The organism is Kitasatospora purpeofusca, from assembly GCF_036010405.1.
GTDB classification, from domain to species: domain Bacteria; phylum Actinomycetota; class Actinomycetes; order Streptomycetales; family Streptomycetaceae; genus Kitasatospora; species Kitasatospora purpeofusca.
Genome location: NZ_CP108561.1, coordinates 5,727,771 through 5,746,108 on the forward strand (window position 1 = coordinate 5,727,771; position 18,338 = coordinate 5,746,108).

Consider the following 18,338-nt stretch of genomic DNA (forward strand, 5'->3'; position numbering starts at 1 on the left):
ATGGGCTCCGCAGCCCGCGACACGAGGGGAAGAGCCCATGAGCGACGCCGTCCCCCAGCACGGCTTCACCGTTGCCCGGCGCGGTTACGCGCCCGAGCAGGTCGACCGCGCCCTGACCGTCTTCACCGCGCAGCGGGACGAGGCGTGGGAGCGGCTGAGCGTGCTCGGGTCCGGAATCCGGGAGATGGAACGCCGGCTGGCCGAGGTCCGACAGGCCGCAGCCGATGCCCCGGAACCGGACTACGAGGTGCTCAGCGAGCAGGCCGCCGGGCTGGCCCGGACGGCCGAGAACGAGGCCCGCGCCGTCCGCGACAAGGCCGAGCGCGCGGCCGAGGACCTCCGCGACGAGGTCTACGAGGCCGGACAGGCGGCCGACCGGGCCGCCAAGGAGTACGCGACCGTCACCCGGACCGAGGCCGACGCGGCCGCGCGCCGCACCGACGAGCGCACCCGGGCCGAGGCCGAGACGGTCCGGGCCGACACCGACCGCGAGACCCGGTCCGTCCGGGACGCCGCCACCGCGTACGCGGCCCAGGTCCGGGTCGCGGCCGCCGAGGCCTCCGAGCGGGCCGAGGCCAAGCTGGCCGAGCTGCGCCGCAAGGCCGACGAGACCTTCGCCGAGGCGCAGACCAGGGCCGACAGCGAGGACGAGGCGATCTCCTCCACCGCCGAGCGGCGGGTCAAGGAGGCCGAGCAGTTCCGGGAGTCGGTGCTCGGCCGGATCAAGCAGAGCGACGCCGAGGCGCAGGCCAGGGCGGACGAGCTGATCGAGCAGGCCCGGCGCGAGGCCGAGCGGATCAATGCGGCGACCGAGCGGGAGCACCGCGAGTTCTCCGCCAGGCTGGAGACGGTGCAGCAGCACCTCGACCACATCAAGGCGACGCTGGCCTCGCTCACGGGTGCCGCGGTGGGCGCGATCGAGCCGCTGCCGGCCCCGGTGGCCGAGGCCCTGGCGGTCGAGGCCCGGGCCGACGGCGCCCCGGCGGACGCCGCCCCCGTCGACGCGGCCCCGGTCGACGCGCCTCCCTCGGACGCGCCCCCGGTGGACCCGGAGGCGGACACCGGGGAGATCCCGCTGCCCGTCGCCGTCCCCGCTGCCGTGTCCGTCCCGGTGCCCGCGGCCGCCGACCCGAGGGCCGTTCTGCGCAAGGAGCCCGTCCCGGCCCTGCCCGGCGGCAGCGCGCCCGGCACGGGCGAGGCGGCCACCGCGATGCTCCGGGTCACCCCCGGGCGGGTCGCCCCGGCCCTCGCCACCGGCCCGGTCCCGCCGAGGCCGGCCACGCCCCCGCCGGTTCCGGCGGCGGACGGCGGCGAGGGGGCCGGCGCCGAGCGCCCGGCCGAGGAGGAGACCAGGATCATCCCGAAGATCGTGATCGTGGACGACGGTGCCGAGTACGGCACCCCGAACACGGTGGCCTACCGCCGTCGGCGCTGACCGCCCGCAGGCGGTCCCGCACGTACCGGGCCCCGAACGCCGAGACGCGTTCGGGGCCCGCTGCGTCCCCGGACGGGACGGGACGGGACCGGACCGGAGGCGGACCCGGCCGGACGCTGGGACGGCTGGACGGGCTGGACGGGCCGGACGGCTCAGAGCACCTCGACCGAGGCGCCGCCCGCCAGCCGGCGCCGGCAGTCCAGCACGTACCGGGCGTGCTCGGTGACCGCCCCGTAGTCGAAGTCGTCGTGGTCGGCCAGCAGCACCACCGCGTCCGCCGCCGCCAGCTCCTGCGGGCTCGCCTCCACCCGGTGGACGGCGGCGAAGGGGTCGCCGTGCGGGTCGTGCTCGGCCGCGCGCTGGCCCGGGATCACCGGCTCGGGCACGTGCACCCCGACCACCACGTGCGGATCGGCGGCACGGACCTCGGCGCCCATCCGGACCAGCAGCTCGGCGACCCGGGCGGCCGGTGTCTCCCGGGCGTCGCCGGTGTTCTTCTTGTACGCCAGCCCCAGCAGCAGCACCCGCGAGCCCTTGACCGAGCGCTGCCGCTCGTTCAGCGCCTCGGCGAGCCGCCGGACCACGTAGTCGGGCATGTGGCTGTTGACGTCGTTGGCCAGCTCGACGAAGCGGAACGACTGGCCGAGCGCCCGCTCCACCCGCCAGGACAGGTAGGACGGGTCGATCGGCAGGCAGTGCCCGCCCACCCCCGGGCCGGGGGTGAAGCGCAGATAGCCGAACGGCTTGGTGGAGGCGGCGTCGATGGCCTCCCAGACGTCGATCCCCAGATCGTGGGCGAACATCGCCAGCTCGTTGACCAGGGCGATGTTCACATGGCGGAAGGTGTTCTCCAGCAGCTTGGTCAGCTCGGCCTCCTTGCAGGAGGAGACCGGGACGGTGCGGTCGATCAGCCCGCCGTAGAAGCCCTCCACCGCCGCCAGCGAGGCCGGGTCGATCCCGGAGACCACCTTCGGGGTGTTCTCCAGCCGCCAGGTCGGGTTGCCCGGGTCGATCCGCTCGGGGCTGTAGCCGAGGTGGAAGTCCTGCCCGACGGTCAGCCCCGACCCCTGCTCCAGCAGCGGCGCGAGCAGCTCCTCGGTGGTGCCGGGGTAGGTGGTGGACTCCAGGACGACGGTCGCCCCCGGCCGCAGGTGCTGGGCGAGCAGGGCCGCCGAGGCCTCGATGTACGACAGGTCGGGCACGCCGTCGCGCAGCGGCGTCGGCACGGTGATCACCGCGACGTCGAACTCCGCGACGTCCGACGGATCGGCGGACGGCAGATAGCTCCCGTTCTCCAGCAGCGGCCGCAGCCGCTCGGCCGGGATGTCCTCGACGTAGGACTCGCCGACGGCGAGCCGTTTGATCCGGCGCTCGTCCACGTCGTAGCCGACCACCCGGTGCCCGACCTCGGCCGCGCGGACCGCGAGCGGCAGCCCCACGTAGCCCTGGCCTGCGATGACAACGCGCATGACGAAGAACCCCCTCCATCGCGACGCCCCTGACCCCTCCGGGCGTCTCCACACGGTCTTCACCACAGGGTAGGGAGCGGGGCCGGACGGCGCGGGCTTTCCCGGGATTGCGCCGAAAGGCGCCGGAAAGGGACGCGGGGCCCGCGATCGGTGCCGGGCGGCACGCGATCGTGACACCGGGTGTGTGGACGGGGAGGGCGGGCGGGGAAAAGAATGAGGCCGAGACCCGTGGCGTCCTCCAGGAAAGGACGCCACGGTTCCCGGCGTGTGGGCGGGCGCCCCCACCCAGGGCCGCCCGGCCTCGCACTCCCGACCCCCATCGGGTGTGCGACCGTGCCCCTCGCAGCCATCCCCCACGGTTGGGTGCGGCGGGCACATTCACCATGGTGCGCGATCTCCATGGACGGGCAGTGACAGGAGTATGTCCAGATCGTGGCAGAACGCGACGATGGGGAAACGGCCCGGCGGAACGCCAGGACCGGCAGCGTGCGGGCGGTCGTTCGTCCGCACCGGATCGCCGGCGGACCGCGTGCGGACGGTGCGGGCTCCGTGAGCCGGTCGCGCGCCGCCCCGCCCCCGGCCGTGTGCCGCGTGCGCGTCAGCCTCGCGGCGTAGGCTGGACACCCCCGGCCGCACGGCGTGCCGGGCCGTTCGCGTTGCCCCGACGGGCCCAGGGCCCCCGGGCAGCACCTTCCTCGGGACGAAGAAGAGACTCCAGATGAGCCTGACCGGACTGCTCGATGTCGTCGCGCGGGACGCGGCCCTCGCCGAGGCGATCGAGGCCGCGACCGCCACCGGTGCGGCGGCCGGGGGCCGCCGCCATCTCGACCTGGTCGGACCGCCCGCCGCCAGGCCGTTCGTGATCGCCGCGCTGGCCCGCGCGCTCGCCGGGCAGGCGGCCGGGGAGCGGGGCCGTCCGGTGCTGGCCGTCACCGCCACCGGGCGGGAGGCCGAGGACCTCGCCGCCTCGCTCCGCTCACTGCTGCCGCCGGACGCGGTCGCCGAGTTCCCGGCCTGGGAGACGCTGCCGCACGAACGGCTCTCCCCGCGCTCGGACACGGTCGGCCGCCGGCTCGCGGTGCTGCGCCGGATCGTCCACCCGCGGGTCGACGACCCGGCGGCCGGGCCGGTGCAGGTGATCGTCGCGCCGGTCCGCTCGGTGCTGCAGCCGCAGGTGAAGGGGCTGGCCGAACTGGAGCCGGTGGCCGTCCTGCGGGGCGAGTCGCACGATCTGGAGCAGGTCGCCCGAAAGCTTGCCGCAGCCGCCTACTCACGGGTCGAACTCGTCGAGAAGCGCGGCGAGTTCGCGGTGCGCGGCGGCATCCTGGACGTCTTCCCGCCGACCGAGGAGCACCCGCTGCGGGTGGAGTTCTGGGGCGACGAGGTAGAGGAGGTCCGCTTCTTCAAGGTGGCCGACCAGCGCTCGCTGGAGATCGCCGAGCACGGCCTGTGGGCGCCGCCCTGCCGCGAGCTGCTGCTGACCGACGAGGTGCGGGCGCGGGCCGCCGAACTGTCCGCCCAGCACCCGGGCCTGGCCGAGATCCTGGACAAGATCGCCGAGGGCATCGCGGTCGAGGGCATGGAGTCGCTGGCGCCCGTCCTGGTCGAGGACATGGAGCTGCTGGTCGACGTGCTGCCGCTGGGCTCGGTCGCCGTGGTCTGCGACCCCGAGCGGGTCCGCACCCGCGCCACCGACCTGGTGGCGACCAGTCAGGAGTTCCTGCACGCCTCCTGGGTGGCCGCCGCCTCCGGGGGCGACCGGCCCATCGACCTGGAGACCATCGACGTCTCGGCCGCCTCGCTGCGCTCGCTCGCCGAGGTGCGCGAGCACGCCGCCGAGATCGGCCTGCCGTGGTGGTCGGTCAGCCCGTTCGCGACCAGCGACGCCTCGGTCGGCGGACTGCTGGAGTTCGACACCAACACCCTGACCCTCGGCATGCGCGCGGTCGAGGCGTACCGGGGCGACACCGCCCGGGCGATCGCCGACGCCAAGGAGCGGCTGGCCGCCGACTGGCGGGTGGTCATGGTGACCGAGGGCCACGGACCGGCCTCCCGGCTCGCCGAGGTGCTCGGCAACGAGGGCATCGCGGCCCGGCTGGTCGCCGACCTGTCCGAGGCCCCCACCCGGGACGTCGTGCACGTCTCCTGCGGCTCGATCGAGCACGGCTTCGTCGACGAGTCGCTCAAGCTGACCGTGATCACCGAGACCGACCTGTCCGGCCAGCGGTCCTCCACCAAGGACATGCGGCGGATGCCGTCCCGGCGCCGCAACGCGATCGACCCGCTGGCGCTGGTGCCCGGCGACTACGTGGTGCACGAGGCGCACGGCGTCGGCCGGTACGTGGAGATGGTGCAGCGCACCGTGCAGGGCGCCACCCGCGAGTACCTGGTGCTGGAGTACGCGCCGGCCAAGCGGGGCCACCCCGGCGACCGGCTGTTCGTGCCGACCGACCAGCTCGACCAGGTCACCAAGTACGTCGGCGGCGAGGCCCCGACGCTGCACCGGCTGGGCGGCGCGGACTGGGCGAAGACCAAGCAGCGGGCCAAGAAGGCGGTCAAGGAGATCGCCGCCGACCTGATCAAGCTGTACTCGGCCCGGATGGCGGCCCCCGGCCACACCTTCGGCCCGGACACCCCGTGGCAGCGCGAGCTGGAGGACGCCTTCCCCTACGCGGAGACGCCCGACCAGCTGACCACCATCGCCGAGGTCAAGTCGGACATGGAGAAGTCCGTCCCGATGGACCGGCTGATCTGCGGCGACGTCGGCTACGGCAAGACCGAGATCGCGGTGCGGGCGGCCTTCAAGGCGGTGCAGGACGGCAAGCAGGTCGCGGTCCTGGTGCCGACCACGCTGCTGGTGCAGCAGCACTTCTCGACCTTCGCCGAGCGCTACGCCAACTTCCCGGTGAACGTGAAGGCGCTGTCCAGGTTCCAGAGCGACAGCGAGGCCAAGGCCGTACTGGAGGGGCTGTTCGAGGGCTCGGTGGACGTCGTCATCGGCACCCACCGGCTGTTCTCCTCGGAGACCCGCTTCAAGGACCTCGGCCTGGTCATCGTCGACGAGGAGCAGCGCTTCGGCGTCGAGCACAAGGAGCAGCTGAAGAAGCTGCGGGCCAACGTCGACGTGCTCACCATGTCCGCGACCCCGATCCCGCGGACCCTGGAGATGGCGGTCACCGGGATCCGCGAGATGTCCACCATCACCACCCCGCCGGAGGAGCGGCACCCGGTGCTGACCTTCGTCGGCCCGTACGACGAGAAGCAGATCTCGGCCGCGGTCCGGCGTGAACTCCTGCGCGAGGGCCAGGTGTTCTACATCCACAACCGGGTCGAGTCGATCGACCGGGCGGCCGCCCGGCTGAAGGAGCTGGTGCCGGAGGCGCGGATCGCCACCGCGCACGGGCAGATGGGCGAGACCCAGCTGGAGAAGGTGGTCGTCGACTTCTGGGAGAAGGAGTTCGACGTCCTGGTGTCGACCACGATCGTCGAGTCCGGCATCGACATCTCCAACGCCAACACCCTGATCGTCGAGCGCGGCGACACCTTCGGCCTCTCCCAGCTGCACCAGCTGCGCGGCCGGGTGGGCCGGGGCCGCGAGCGCGGGTACGCCTACATGCTGTACCCGCCGGAGAAGCCGCTGACCGAGACGGCGCACGAGCGGCTGGCCACCATCGCCCAGCACACCGAGATGGGCGCCGGCATGTACGTCGCGATGAAGGACCTGGAGATCCGCGGTGCGGGCAACCTGCTCGGCGGCGAGCAGTCCGGGCACATCGCGGGTGTCGGCTTCGACCTCTACATGCGGATGGTCGGCGAGGCGGTGGCCGAGTTCCGGGAGTCGCTGGCGGGCGGCGGCGAGCCGGAGGAGGAGCCGCTGGAGGTGAAGATCGAGCTGCCGGTCGACGCCCATGTGCCGCACGACTACGCGCCGGGGGAACGGCTGCGGCTCCAGGCCTACCGCTCGATCGCGGCGGTCAACTCGGAGGAGGACATCACCCAGGTCCGGGACGAGCTGGTCGACCGGTACGGCAAGCTGCCCGAGCCGGTGGAGAACCTGCTGCTGGTGGCGGCGCTGCGGCTGTACGCGCGGCGGTGCGGCATCGCGGACATCACGCTGCAGGGCTCCAACGTGCGCTTCGGCCCGGTCGAGCTGAGGGAGTCGCAGCAGCTGCGGCTGAACCGGCTCTACCCGCGCAGCCAGGTGAAGGCGGCGACCAACCAGCTGCTGGTGCCTCGGCCGTCCACCGGGCGGATCGGCGGCAAGCCGCTGGTCGGGCGGGAGCTGCTGGCCTGGTCCAGGGAGTTCCTGTCGTCGATGTTCGACGACCTGGCGGGGGCGGGGAAGTAGCGGATCCCGCGGCGGTCGAGAGCCCCGGAAGGGGGCCTCGGCGAGCGGGTACGGCGGTCTCGGGCGGTGCTGCCCGAGGCCGCCGTTCGCGTTCTCGCGGGTGTTCGCGTTCCTGCGGGGGTTCTCGTGGCCGGCGGTGGGAGTGCCACCGCTGTCAGCCGAGCTTCCACTGGCCGACCTGGTCGGCGAAGCCGTTGTCCAGGGAGAACTGGACCTTGTCGAGCTTCGTGCCGTTCGGCACCTCGAAGACGACGAATCCCTTGCCCGTCTCGCCGGAGGCGATGTTGGTCGGGGTCTGGAAGGACGGCCCGGCCTTGGTCTCGGCGAGCGTCGGGCCGTACGCCTGGCCCTGGTCGTCGACCACCTTGGCGGCGCTCCACGGGGCCTCGCTGTAGGCCTTGGCGCCGGTCGGCTTGATCTGGAACTGCACGGCGACGTAGTGCTTGCCGTCCTCCGCGTGGAGGTACTCGTTGCTGCTCTGGGCCGGGTCGACCACCTTCAGCGCGGTGACGTCGGCGGTGTTGCCCTTCTCCAGGGTGCCCTTGAGGGCGATGGTGTCGCCGACCTTCGCCGGGGCCTTGGCCGCCTCGGCGGGCTTGCTCTCCGCCGGCTTGCTGTCGGCGGGCTTGGCGGCGGCGGAGGTGGCGGCACCGGCTGCCGGGGCGGTGGCGGCGGGGGTCTGCTTGGCCTCGGTGGAGACGGACGGGCCGCCGGTCGAGTCGCAGGCCGTCGCGGTGAGGGTGACGAGCGTGGCGCCCAGCAGCAGGGCGGCGGTGCGGCGGGTGCGGCGGATGGTCGCGGACATCGGGGTCTCCTGTCGTGTCGCCGGGTACGGACCGGCTCTTCGTCCTGTGCGGTGTCGACCTGACCTGCTGTCGACAGGACAGATCACATCATCTGCTGTGAACGATGTCAACGGCCTTTCGTGAAACATCTCCGTTCACGTGTGAACCGCCGGAACGGCGCCGCTGACTATGCTGTGTGGCCACACCAGTGCCGTCGCCGACGAAGGAGCCCCCATGCCGGACCGTCCCGAGGTGACCGCGGTCGAGATCGCCCGCCTCGCCGGGGTGGGCCGCGCCGCCGTCAGCAACTGGCGCCGCCGCCACCCCGACTTCCCGCGCCCCGTCGGCGGCACCGACAGCAGCCCGGCCTTCGCTCTCACCGAGGTGGAGTCCTGGCTCCGGTCCCAGGGCAAGATCGCCGAACTGCCGCTGCTGGAGCGGGTCTGGCGGCTCGTCGAGACCCTGCGCGACCCGGCCGGCCACCCGGCCGCCCCGCTGGTCCGGGCCGGCGCCGTCCTGCTGCTGCACCACCGCGAACCGGACCGCTGGGCCGCCCTCGCCGACCAGCCGGACACCAGGCTCGCCACCGCCCTGCCGCGCGCCCTCGCCGACACCGCCCGCACCGTGTTCGGCCCCGACGCCGCCACCGGCCCCAGCACCGGTCCCAGCACCGGCATCGGCGCCGACGGCTCGGACGGCGCCACCGGCCCCGGGCGGCCCGGCCTGTTCGGCTCCACCGAGCTCGACCTCGCCCGGCTGCTCGCCCGGCTGGCCGCCGAGGCCGGCCCGGCCGCCGCCTACGAACAGCTCCTCACCCGGTACGCCGAGGCCAACACCCGCCAGCTCAGCCCCACCCCGCCGGAGGCCGCCGAACTGCTCGCCGCCGTCGCCGGCGTCCCCGCCACCGTGCTCGATCCCGCCACCGGCCTCGGCGCGCTGCTGCTCGCCCTGCCGTCCACCACCGACCGCTACGGCCAGGACACCGACCCGGTCACCGCCGCGCTCGCCCGGCTCAGGCTCGCCCTGCACGCGCCCGCCGCCGACCCCGCCCCGCTCCCGGTCGACCTCCGCCCCGGCGACGCCCTGCGCGCCGACGCCTACACCGGGCACACCTTCGACGCGGTGCTCTGCCAGCCCCCCTACAACGAGCGGGACTGGGGCCACGACGAGCTGCAGTTCGACCGGCGCTGGCCCGGCGGCCTCGTCCCGCCGCGCGGCGAGTCAGAGCTCGCCTGGGTGCTGCACTGCCTCGCCCACACCCGGCCCGGCGGCCTCACCGCCCTGCTGCTCCCGCCGACCGTCGCCGCCCGCCGGGCCGGCCGCCGGGTCCGCGCCGAACTGCTGCGCTCCGGCGCGCTGCGGGCCGTCGTCGCCCTCCCGGCCGGTGCCGCGCCGCCCTACGGGGTGCCGCTGCACCTCTGGGTGCTGCGCGCGCCCCGCCCCGGCGACGACTTCCGCCAGGTGCTCATGCTGGACGCCGCCGCCACCTCGCCCGGCTCCGCCGAACTCGCCGAGGGCGGCCGCGACAAGGTCCGCTGGCCCGAGCTGCGCCGCACCGTCCTGGGCGCCTGGCGCGCCTTCGACCTCGCCGCCCGCGAGGGCCTCCCGCTCCCCGAGGACCGGCCCGGCCGGTACCGGACCGTGGCGGCGATCGACCTGCTCGACGACGAGACCGACCTCTCGCCCGCCCGGCACGTCCCGCCGGCCGCCCCGCCCGGCGGCGCCGCCGGACTCTCCCACCTCGGCGGCCGGCTGACCGAGCTGCTGGACGGACTCGCCGACCCCGGCACGCTGCTGCCCGGACCGGTGGCCGACCCGGCGCCGGGTGCCGGCGCGGGCGCGGGCGCGGGCCCGGTCGTCACGCTGGGGGAGCTGGTCCGCTCCGGACTCCTGGAGGTGCACTCCTCGGGCGCCGGCGCCCCGACCCGGCCCGCCGCCACCGACCCGTCCGGTACCCCCGTGCTGACGGACCAGGACCTGGTCACCGGTGCCGCGCCCGGCGCCGTCCTCGACCGGGACGCCGCCGGAGGCACCCCGCTGACCCGGCCCGGCGACGTGCTCGTCCCCGCCCTCGGCGGCGGCGTCGCCCGGGTGGTCGGCCCGGGCGGCCCGCCCGCCGGAGCCGCCCTCGGCCGCCAGCTCCACCTGCTCCGCCCCGACCCGGCCGCCCTCGACCCGGACTTCCTGGCCGGCCACCTGCGCTCCACGGCCGCCGCCCGCCGGGCCGCCAGCCACGCCTCGACGACCACCCGGCTGGACATCCGGCGGGTCGAGCTGCCGCGGCTGCCGATCGCCGAACAGCGCCGCCTCGGCGCGGCCTTCGCCCGGCTCGCCGCCTTCGACGCGACGCTGCAGCAGGCCGCCGCCCTCGGCCACGCCCTCACCCAGGCCGTCACCGACGCCCTCGCCGCCGGTACCGCCGAGCCGCCGTCCGCCCCCTGACGGTCCTGCGGTCCGATCCCCGGAAGCCTCCGGAGCCCGCCTGCGCCCGTCGCCGACCGGCCCCGGACGGCGGACCGGCCGGCGTCCCGCTCCGCTCCGCCGCCGCCGGAGCGGTGCGGGCACGACAGAAGGACTCCGGCCCGACCGGTGCTGGCGGTACGGTGTGCGGAACCGGTTCCGTGATCCGGACGGCAGCCGTCCTCACCCGCTCAGGAGCGCGCATGTCAGGGCAGTACCCCGGGCAGTTCGGCCCACCGCCCGGTGGCGCGCCCGCCGGTGGCATACCCGGCGCCCCGCCCCCGCCCTACGGCCGGACCCTGGTCGCCCGGCCCCAGGGCCCCGGTCGGCCGGTCGGCCCGTACGGTGTGGCCGGCCGGGTCCTGGTGGTCCTCGCGCCGCTGCTGACCGTCGGCCTGCTCGGCATGGTGCCGTCGCTGCTGCTGGCCGTCCGCCGCCGCCGGGCGTACGACATCCTCGGCGCGGTGGTGTACGCCGGGCTCTTCCTCACCTTCTTCATCTGCGTCGGGGTGGCCGGCAGCTTCGGCAAGGGCGAGGCACCGGTCGCCGACGCGGTCGGCACCACGACGATGGTGCTGATGTGGTTCACCCCGCCGGTGCACTTCCTGCTGATGGACCGCCGGGCGGTCTGGTCGGCGGGCCGCCCGGCCGCTCCGGCCGGCGTCGGCGGACACCCTCAGCCGACCGGGTACGGCTACCCGTCCGCCCAGCCGTACGGCGCCGCGCAGCCCTACCCGACCGCCCAGTCGTACGGGGCGCCGCAGCCGTACGCCCCCGCCCCGACCTACGGCGCCGCCCCCGCCCGGCCGTACGGGACCCCGGCCCCGTACCCGGCCCCCGCTCCGGCGCCCCTTCCGCAGGCCGCCCAGCCCCCGTACCGGTCCCACCCGCCGACCCCGGCCGTGGGCCAGGGGGCCTCCGGCGCCGGCCCCGCCACCTCCGACGAACTGCGCGAGCTCGGCGAACTGCTGCGCCGTCAGGCCCGCGAGGACCGCTTGTGACCCTCGCCCGGGTGATCGGCGGCCGCTACCACCTCACCGAGAAGATCGGCCACGGCGGCATGGGCCAGGTCTGGGCCGGCCACGACGAGCGGCTGGCCCGCCCGGTCGCCGTCAAGCTGCTGCGCACCGACCTCCTCCTCGCCGCCGCCGGCGGCACCGACCCGACCACCACCGACCGGCTCCGGCACGGCGACGACCTGCGCCGCCGCTTCCTCCGCGAGTGCCGCACCACCGCCGCGCTCGACCATCCGGGCCTGGTCACGGTCTTCGACGCGGGTGAGGAGAACGGCGAGCTGTACCTGGTGATGCAGCGCGTCCCCGGCGTCAGCCTGGCCGACCTCATCGCCGAGGACGCGCCGTTCCCGGTCGAGCGTGCGGTCGCCGTGGCCGCCCAGCTCTGCGCCGCGCTGGCCGCCGTGCACGCGGTGCGGGTCGTCCACCGCGACCTCAAGCCCAGCAACGTGATGGTCCGGGAGGACGGCCGGACCGTCCTGCTGGACCTCGGCATCGCCACCGCGCTCGACCCCGAGGCCACCCGGCTCACCCTCACCGGCGTCCCGATCGGCAGCCCGTCGTACATGGCGCCGGAACAGGCCCTGTCCGCCGTCGTCGACCCGCGCAGCGACCTGTACGCGCTCGGCTGCCTGCTGCACGAGATGCTGACCGGCGAAGGGCCGTTCCGGGCGCCCACCGCGCTGGGGCTGCTGCGGCGGCACGTCGACGACCCGCCGGTACCGCTGCGCGACCTGCGGCCCGAGGTGCCGGCCGCGCTGGAGCGGCTCGTGCTCGACCTGCTCGCCAAGCGCCCCGGGGACCGGCCGGCCGACGCCCAGGAGGTGTACGGGCGGCTGCTGCCGCTGCTGCCCGCCGCCGTCGCGGTGCCGCAGCCCCGGTTCGGGCCGCTGCCAGACCCCGCCCGGCCGTACCGGTACCCGCTCCAGCCGCAGCCGCGTCCGGAGGGCGTCGCCCCGGCGCCGCCGCCCCGGGCCGAACCACCGCCGTTCCTGCTCGCGGCCGTGCCGAACCCGCCCGCACCGGTGCTGCCGCAGGCTCCGCCGGTGGCACCCGCACCCGCACCCGTCCCGCCCGTCCCGACGGCGGGGGAGGACTTCGCGGCGGCCTGCGCCCGGCTCTCCGACCTGGTCGACGCCGGCCGGCGCCCCGAGGTGCTCGACCTCGCCGCCCGGCTGCTGGTGCGCGGACGGTCCGAACTCGGCGACGGCGCGGGGATGGTCCGCACCGTCCGGACCATCTACGCCCGAACGCTCCTCCAGGAGCGCCGCCACCACGAAGCCCTGGCCGAGTACCGGGCGCTCGCCGCCACCGCCGAGGGTGGGCCGCACGGCCGACGGGCGCTCGAACCGCGTCACCGGGTGGCCGAGTGCCTCGAACAGCTGGGCCGGGGCGCGGAGGCGCTCGCCGAGTACCAGGCCCTGCTCGCGGTGTGGCCGGAGACCGAACCCGAACGGCTGCTCGACCTCAGGGAGCGGGTCGGCGTGCTGCTGGCCTCGCTCGGCGAGACGGAAGCGGCCTGGTCGTGGCTGCTCCAGCTGCTCCTCGACCGCGAACGCCGCGACGGCCCGCACCACCCGGCGGTCCGCCGCCTTCGGCAGACCCTCGACACCCTCCGGCCGCACCGCACCGACGCCACCCCCTGGCCCCCGCGCGCCTGATTTCTGCACGCCTGAACCTCGCCCGCCGTCAGGCGGCCGTTCCCCGACGGGCATGACTTTCGACAGATCCGCGGCACCGGTGAGGTCCGTAGGGTCGGGCGGATGTGGACGAGAACGTGGTGGGACCGGGGACTGCTGGCGCTGGCGGCCGGGGCGTTCGGGCTGAGTGCGGTGTCCCTCTGGTGGACGGTGCCGGGCATCGGCGCGGCGTTCGCGGCCGGGGTGCGGACGGAGCGGGTGCGGGAGGCGGTCGCCCTGCTTGTGGCGCTGGTCTCGGCCGGGGCACTGGTGACGGTGGTCGCCCCGGACCTGGCGGTGCAGGCGACGTCGGTCGTCTCCGTCCTGGTCTGCGCCGGAATGGCTCCGTGGATGGTGGGCCGGTTCTGGCGGCAGTCGCAGGAACTGGTGCGGGCCGGGTGGGAGCGGGCCGAACGGGCCGAGCACGAGCAGCGGCTGGTGGCCGAGCGGGCGAGGCTGCGCGAACGCGCCCGGATCGCGCAGGACATGCACGACGCGCTGGGCCACGACCTGAGCCTGATCGCCCTGCGGGCCGGTGCGCTCAAGCTGGCGCCCGACCTGGCCCCGCCGCACCGTGAGGCGGCACAGGAGATCCGGGCGGGCGCGGCCGCCGCCGTCGAACGCCTCGGCGAGGTGATCGGCATCCTGCGGGACGACACGGACCCCCGCGTCGACCGGGGCCCGGTCGACGCGGGCGTCCCGCAACTGGTGGCGGAGGCGGCCGCGGCGGGGCTGGACGTCCGGCTGACCGTCGACGGCCGGTCGGACGGGCTGCCGAGGGCGGCCGAGCACGCCGTGTACCGGGTGGTTCAGGAGGCGCTGACCAACACCGCCAAGCACGCCCCGGCGGCGTCGGTCACGGTGCTGGTGGCCTACACGACGGACGGCGCTCGCGTCCGGGTGCTCGACGGTCCCCGATCGGCGGGCGAGCCGTCGGCCCGGGCCGGGGCGGGAACCGGTGTGCCGGGCACGGGCGGTCACGGTCTGCTCGGGTTGGCCGAGCGGGTGCGACTGGCGGGTGGCACCTTCCGCTACGGGCCCCGGGCCGACGGCGCCGGCTTCGAGGTGAGCGCCCACCTGCCGCGGACGGGCGCCCCGACCGTGGCCCCGGCGACGCCGGTCGCGGTGTCGCCGACCCGTGAACTGCGCCTGGCCCGCCGCCGGGTGGGCCGCATGGTGGTCGCGATCGTCCTGGTGCCGCTCTCCGTCGCGGTGCTGCTGACCGCCGTGCTGCAGGGCTGGACGATCCACACCGCCGGGCGGTCCGTGCTCGATCCCGCCGACTACGCCGAACTGCGGGTCGGCCAGGACCGGTCCACCGTGCAGCGATTTCTGCCGGAACATCAGTTTCCGTACCATCCGTCCGTGGGCAACCCGCCACCCGGTGGAGAGGGAGTGACGTGCGAGTACTACGCGATGACGGCCGAGGCGTTCAACAACGACCGCTCGGGGGATGCGTACCGGCTCTGCTTCCGGGGCGGCGTGCTGATCTCCCTGGACGCCCTGGTCCAGTGAGCGCCCGATGAGCGACGGGGGACTGGAGCACGGTGCTCCGGCGCGGATCCGGGTGCTGATCGCGGACGACGAACCGATGGTCAGGGCCGGGGTGCGTGCGGTGCTCGCCACCGATCCGGGCATCGAGATCGTCGCGGAGACCGGGGACGGGCGGGAGGCGGTCGAGCTGCTCCGCCGCCACCGGCCGGACGTCGCGGTGCTGGACATCCGGATGCCGGGCACGGACGGCATCACCGCCGCCGCCGAGATCCGGCGGGTGGGCGTCACCACCAGGACCGGAGCGGCTCCCGGGATCGTCATGCTGACCACCTTCGGTGAGGACGACTACATCCTGCGCGCCCTGAGCGGTGGTGCCAACGGATTCCTGATCAAGTCCGGCGAGCCCGAGGAGCTGATCGCCGGGGTACGTGCGGTGGCAGACGGGGCGGCCTATCTGTCACCCAAGGTGGCCGCCCGGGTGGTGGCCCACCTCGCCGCCACCCGGTCCGGCGGTCCGGCCGACCGCCGGGCCGCGGCCCAGCGGCAGGTGGCCGGGCTGACCGCCCGTGAACGCGATGTGCTGACGCTGGTCGCCGGCGGGCTGTCCAACAGTCAGATCGCCCGCCGGATCGGTGTGGTGGAAGGCACGGTGAAGGCGCACGTCAGCTCCGTCCTGGCCCGGCTGGGAGTGGCCAACCGGGCCGCCGCCGCCGTCCTCGCCCACGAGGCCGGCCTGGTGGCGGGCCCGGCCGGCTGAAACCGGAACCAGAACCGGAACCGGAACCGAAATCGGAACCGGAACCGGGGGCGGGGCCGCGGCGCGGGCAGCGGCCGAGGGAGCCAGCAGCACCGGACCGAGCAGCCGAACCCGGCCCGCCGCGCCGACCGCAGCCGTCGCCGAGGGCAGCAGTGCCACCACCACGGCCGCCGTGACGGCCCCGCCCAGTGCGGCCCCGGCGGCCACGTCGTGCGGGTAGTGCACGCCTGCGGCGACTCGGAGGGCGGCCGAACCGAGGCCGACCGGGACGACCAACCACGCCCAGCGCGGCCGTAGCAGCACCAACCCGGTGGCCATGGCGACGGCGAGGGTGGCGTGGTTGCTGGGGAACGACCAGTCGCCCGGTGGCGGGCAGTGGGCGAGTGCGGTGGCCGGAAGTCCGGCCAGGGCCCGGCAGGGGCGCTCCTCGTCCAGCACCAGCTTCAACGCCTCGCTCGCCCCGTACGCGAGCACGGTGCCGAGGCCGGTCACCACCGCGCCCGCGACGGTGTCGGCGGCCCGCCGCCCGCGTGCCGTCCACCAGGCCAGCGCCAGCAGCAGGCCCAGCACCAGCAAACCGGCCTCGGTGGCGGGCTCCAGCAGGGCGGCGAGGCGCGGCGGGGCGTCGGCGACGGCCTCGGCGACCCGGCGGTAGCCGGCGGCCGACCAGCCATGGGCCGGTGGGCCCGCCCCGGCCGCACCGCCCACCGGAGCCAGCCACCCGACCGCCCCGGCACCGGCGCCGACGAGTGCCACCGCGAGGACCGTCCTGTTCCTGATCGTGTTCGTCATGACACGGACGGTAGGAGTCGGAGGCGGGTCCCGACCCGACCCGAAAGACAGGGTCCGACCTTGACGATCGTCAGGGTTGACGCGAGCCCGGCGCCGTGTCGGCACCCGCTCGGATGAGCCGTTCGGGGGAAGGTCCGCAGCGCCCCGGGCACCCCGCCCTACGCTCGGGGGATCCGTGCCGCCGCCCCTGCCCCGCACCCGGAGACCCGCCATGCACCGTCGCCGGACTGCCACGACCGCCACGACCGCCAGGACTGCCACGACCACCACGACCGCCAGGGCCACGCCCGCCGTCGCCGCCGTTGTCGGCGTCCTGTTCGCCGTCCCTGGGCTGGCCGGGTGCGGCGGGAGCGGGCTGACGCCGGGCACGGCGGCGGTGCTGGACGGACGGCGGATCCCGGTGGACGCGGTGGAGGCCAGGGTGGCGGCGCTGCGGCACGCCCCGGGCGGGGTGTCGGCGGACGCCCGGTGGGAGACGGAGGGCCTCGCCCGGCGGGCGGTCACCGAGCTGGTGCTCGACGCGGTGGTGGCCCGCGCGGTCGCGGACCGGGGGCCGGCGGTCGCGGACACCGAGGTGGCGGCCGCCCGGGCGGAGGAGGAACGGCGCCTCGGCGGCGCCGGGCGGCTGGCCCGGGAGCTGGCGGCGCAGGGCGTTCCGGCCGAGGCGATCGACGACCGCCTCGGGCGCGAGCTGGGGATCCGCCGGCTCGCCGCGACCGCCGGGGCGGACGCCGACACCCCGGCGGGCGACGCCGCCGTCCGCCGGATCCTGGCCGCCACGGCCACCGCGCTCCACCTGCGGGTGAACCCCCGCTACGGCACCTGGGACCCGGACCGCGCCGCCCTCGCCCCGGCCGTTCGCTCCCGGCCCGCCGGCTGAGACCGCCGGCTGAGACCGTCGGCCGGGGCCGGTCGCCGGCCCGGCCCCTCGCCCGCGCCGGTGGCACGGAAACCCGGCGGCGGGGCCGTCGGACGGACGGGTAGGTTCGAGGGGTGACGACGAATCCTCCGGGCGCGAAGCTGATCCTCCTCATCACGACCCACCGGGTGGCCCCCGGTCTGCTGTCCTGGCCGGCCTGGGAGGCCCTGCGCTCGGCCGGGCGGGTGCTGGCCGGCGACGCCGGTCACCCGCAGCTGCCCGCCCTGCGGCAGGCGGGTGTCGAGGTGGAACTCGTGGCGCCGGGCTCCGCCCCCGCCCTGGCCCGGCTGCTGACCGGGGCCGCGGCGGACGGCGCGGCCGGGGACAGGAACGGAGCCGGAGCCGGGGACGGGACGACGGTCTGGCTGGGCGGCCCGGACGGCGACCCGGGCCTGACCGACGCGCTGGCCCGGCTCGCGGTCGAGCGCGCCGGCGAGGTGCCGGAGATCGAGGTGCTGCCGGGCTCGTACGACCTGCCGGGCTCCCGGCTGCTGGACCTGGTGTCCGTGATGGACCGCCTCCGCTCGCCCGGCGGCTGCCCGTGGGACGCCGAGCAGACCCACGCCAGCCTGGTGAAGTACCTGGTCGAGGAGGCCTTCGAGCTGGTCGAAGCGATCGAGGAGGGGGACCGCGACACCCTCCGCGAGGAGCTCGGCGACGTGCTGCTCCAGGTCTTCTTCCACTCCCGGATCGCCGAGGAGCACCCCACCGGGGCGTTCTCGATCGACGACGTGGCGGGCGACATCGTCGAGAAGCTGATGTACCGGCACCCGCACGTGTTCGGGGACACCGAGGCGGACGGCGCGGCCGAGGTGGAGGCCAACTGGGAGACGCTCAAGGCGGCAGAGAAGTCGGACCGCGAGTCGGTGCTGGACGGCGTCCCGGCCGGGCTGCCCGCGCTGGCCTACGCGGCGAAGCTGGTGTCGCGGGTGCGCCGGTCCGGGTTCGCGGGCGTGCCGGACGAGCCGTACGAACTGCCCGCCGAGCTCACGGCGGAGTCCGCCGGCCGCCTGCTGCTCGCGGTGGCTCAGCGCGCGCACGACGCCGGGCTCGATGTGGACGCCGCACTGCGGGCGGCGGCACGGGGGTACCGCGACGCGGTGCGCGCCGCCGAGGGCCTGAAGCCCGCCGAGTAAGCGGGCAGCCCGACCGGCGGGGCGGCCCGGGCAGCCCCGTCCGCCCCGGGG

The 18,338-nt window shown here is 75.7% G+C and carries 12 protein-coding genes and 1 pseudogene; 10 read left to right on the plus strand and 3 right to left on the minus strand.

Annotated elements, in window-relative coordinates; genetic code table 11:
- The first annotated feature begins 37 nt into the window (after positions 1 to 37).
- A complete protein-coding gene (locus OG715_RS25220; protein WP_266271199.1) occupies positions 38 to 1,435 on the plus strand; it encodes a coiled-coil domain-containing protein in 1,398 nt (465 codons plus the stop codon).
- Positions 1,436 to 1,587: 152 nt separating this feature from the next.
- Here OG715_RS25220 and OG715_RS25225 read toward each other — a convergent pair whose 3' ends face one another.
- Positions 1,588 to 2,904, minus strand: coding sequence for a nucleotide sugar dehydrogenase (locus OG715_RS25225; RefSeq protein ID WP_266271200.1), 1,317 nt, complete (start codon positions 2,902 to 2,904; stop codon positions 1,588 to 1,590).
- A 718-nt stretch (positions 2,905 to 3,622) separates the two neighbouring features.
- Between OG715_RS25225 and mfd the strand changes: the two genes are divergently transcribed.
- A complete protein-coding gene (mfd, locus tag OG715_RS25230; protein ID WP_266271201.1) occupies positions 3,623 to 7,252 on the plus strand; it encodes a transcription-repair coupling factor in 3,630 nt (1,209 codons plus the stop codon).
- Between the two features lie 154 nt (positions 7,253 to 7,406).
- Here the strand turns inward: mfd and OG715_RS25235 are convergent, their stop codons facing one another.
- Positions 7,407 to 8,057 (minus strand): DUF4352 domain-containing protein, encoded by a 651-nt coding sequence (locus OG715_RS25235; RefSeq protein WP_266271202.1) that lies wholly within the window; start codon positions 8,055 to 8,057, stop codon positions 7,407 to 7,409.
- A 214-nt stretch (positions 8,058 to 8,271) separates the two neighbouring features.
- Between OG715_RS25235 and OG715_RS25240 the strand changes: the two genes are divergently transcribed.
- The 5 genes from OG715_RS25240 to OG715_RS25260 all read left to right on the plus strand — a co-directional run bounded on the left by OG715_RS25240 (position 8,272) and on the right by OG715_RS25260 (position 15,440).
- Positions 8,272 to 10,479, plus strand: a complete 2,208-nt coding sequence (locus OG715_RS25240) for an N-6 DNA methylase (RefSeq protein WP_266271203.1) — start codon at positions 8,272 to 8,274, stop codon at positions 10,477 to 10,479.
- A gap of 221 nt (positions 10,480 to 10,700) precedes the next feature.
- Entirely contained in the window at positions 10,701 to 11,498 is a 798-nt protein-coding gene (locus OG715_RS25245) for a hypothetical protein (protein WP_266271204.1), read from the plus strand.
- Positions 11,495 to 13,171, plus strand: a complete 1,677-nt coding sequence (locus tag OG715_RS25250; RefSeq protein WP_323182160.1) for a protein kinase domain-containing protein — start codon at positions 11,495 to 11,497, stop codon at positions 13,169 to 13,171. Before OG715_RS25245 ends, OG715_RS25250 begins: the two co-directional genes overlap by 4 nt.
- Before the next feature lie 102 nt (positions 13,172 to 13,273).
- On the plus strand, positions 13,274 to 14,704 hold the full coding sequence (locus OG715_RS25255; RefSeq protein ID WP_266271205.1) for a sensor histidine kinase: 1,431 nt from the start codon (positions 13,274 to 13,276) through the stop codon (positions 14,702 to 14,704).
- A 7-nt stretch (positions 14,705 to 14,711) separates the two neighbouring features.
- The gene (locus tag OG715_RS25260) at positions 14,712 to 15,440 is read left to right on the plus strand and encodes a response regulator (RefSeq protein ID WP_266271206.1); all 729 of its coding nucleotides are present in this window, start codon (positions 14,712 to 14,714) and stop codon (positions 15,438 to 15,440) included.
- Positions 15,441 to 15,656: 216 nt separating this feature from the next.
- Here OG715_RS25260 and OG715_RS25265 read toward each other — a convergent pair.
- Positions 15,657 to 15,878, minus strand: a pseudogene (locus OG715_RS25265) (phosphatase PAP2 family protein); the annotation flags it as partial.
- On the opposite strand from OG715_RS25265, the gene OG715_RS25270 reads away from it, so the two are divergent.
- The 3 genes from OG715_RS25270 to OG715_RS25280 all read left to right on the plus strand — a co-directional run bounded on the left by OG715_RS25270 (position 15,781) and on the right by OG715_RS25280 (position 18,287).
- Positions 15,781 to 16,095 (plus strand): hypothetical protein, encoded by a 315-nt coding sequence (locus OG715_RS25270; RefSeq protein WP_266271864.1) that lies wholly within the window; start codon positions 15,781 to 15,783, stop codon positions 16,093 to 16,095. The pseudogene OG715_RS25265 and the gene OG715_RS25270 overlap by 98 nt on opposite strands.
- A gap of 348 nt (positions 16,096 to 16,443) precedes the next feature.
- Positions 16,444 to 17,112: a hypothetical protein gene (locus OG715_RS25275; RefSeq protein ID WP_266271207.1), complete on the plus strand. Its 669-nt coding sequence runs from the start codon at positions 16,444 to 16,446 to the stop codon at positions 17,110 to 17,112.
- Positions 17,113 to 17,225: 113 nt separating this feature from the next.
- Positions 17,226 to 18,287, plus strand: coding sequence for a MazG family protein (locus OG715_RS25280; RefSeq protein ID WP_266271208.1), 1,062 nt, complete (start codon positions 17,226 to 17,228; stop codon positions 18,285 to 18,287).
- Positions 18,288 to 18,338 lie beyond the last annotated feature (51 nt).

What these genes read in the sequence shown, in the direction of transcription:
- OG715_RS25220 (WP_266271199.1), top strand. Translation starts at nt 38, where the DNA reads ATGAGCGACGCCGTCCCCCAGCACGGCTTCACCGTTGCCCGGCGCGGT.
- OG715_RS25225 (WP_266271200.1), bottom strand. Translation starts at nt 2,904, where the DNA reads ATGCGCGTTGTCATCGCAGGCCAGGGCTACGTGGGGCTGCCGCTCGCG.
- mfd (WP_266271201.1), top strand. Translation starts at nt 3,623, where the DNA reads ATGAGCCTGACCGGACTGCTCGATGTCGTCGCGCGGGACGCGGCCCTC.
- OG715_RS25235 (WP_266271202.1), bottom strand. Translation starts at nt 8,057, where the DNA reads ATGTCCGCGACCATCCGCCGCACCCGCCGCACCGCCGCCCTGCTGCTG.
- OG715_RS25240 (WP_266271203.1), top strand. Translation starts at nt 8,272, where the DNA reads ATGCCGGACCGTCCCGAGGTGACCGCGGTCGAGATCGCCCGCCTCGCC.
- OG715_RS25245 (WP_266271204.1), top strand. Translation starts at nt 10,701, where the DNA reads ATGTCAGGGCAGTACCCCGGGCAGTTCGGCCCACCGCCCGGTGGCGCG.
- OG715_RS25255 (WP_266271205.1), top strand. Translation starts at nt 13,274, where the DNA reads ATGTGGACGAGAACGTGGTGGGACCGGGGACTGCTGGCGCTGGCGGCC.
- OG715_RS25260 (WP_266271206.1), top strand. Translation starts at nt 14,712, where the DNA reads ATGAGCGACGGGGGACTGGAGCACGGTGCTCCGGCGCGGATCCGGGTG.
- OG715_RS25275 (WP_266271207.1), top strand. Translation starts at nt 16,444, where the DNA reads ATGCACCGTCGCCGGACTGCCACGACCGCCACGACCGCCAGGACTGCC.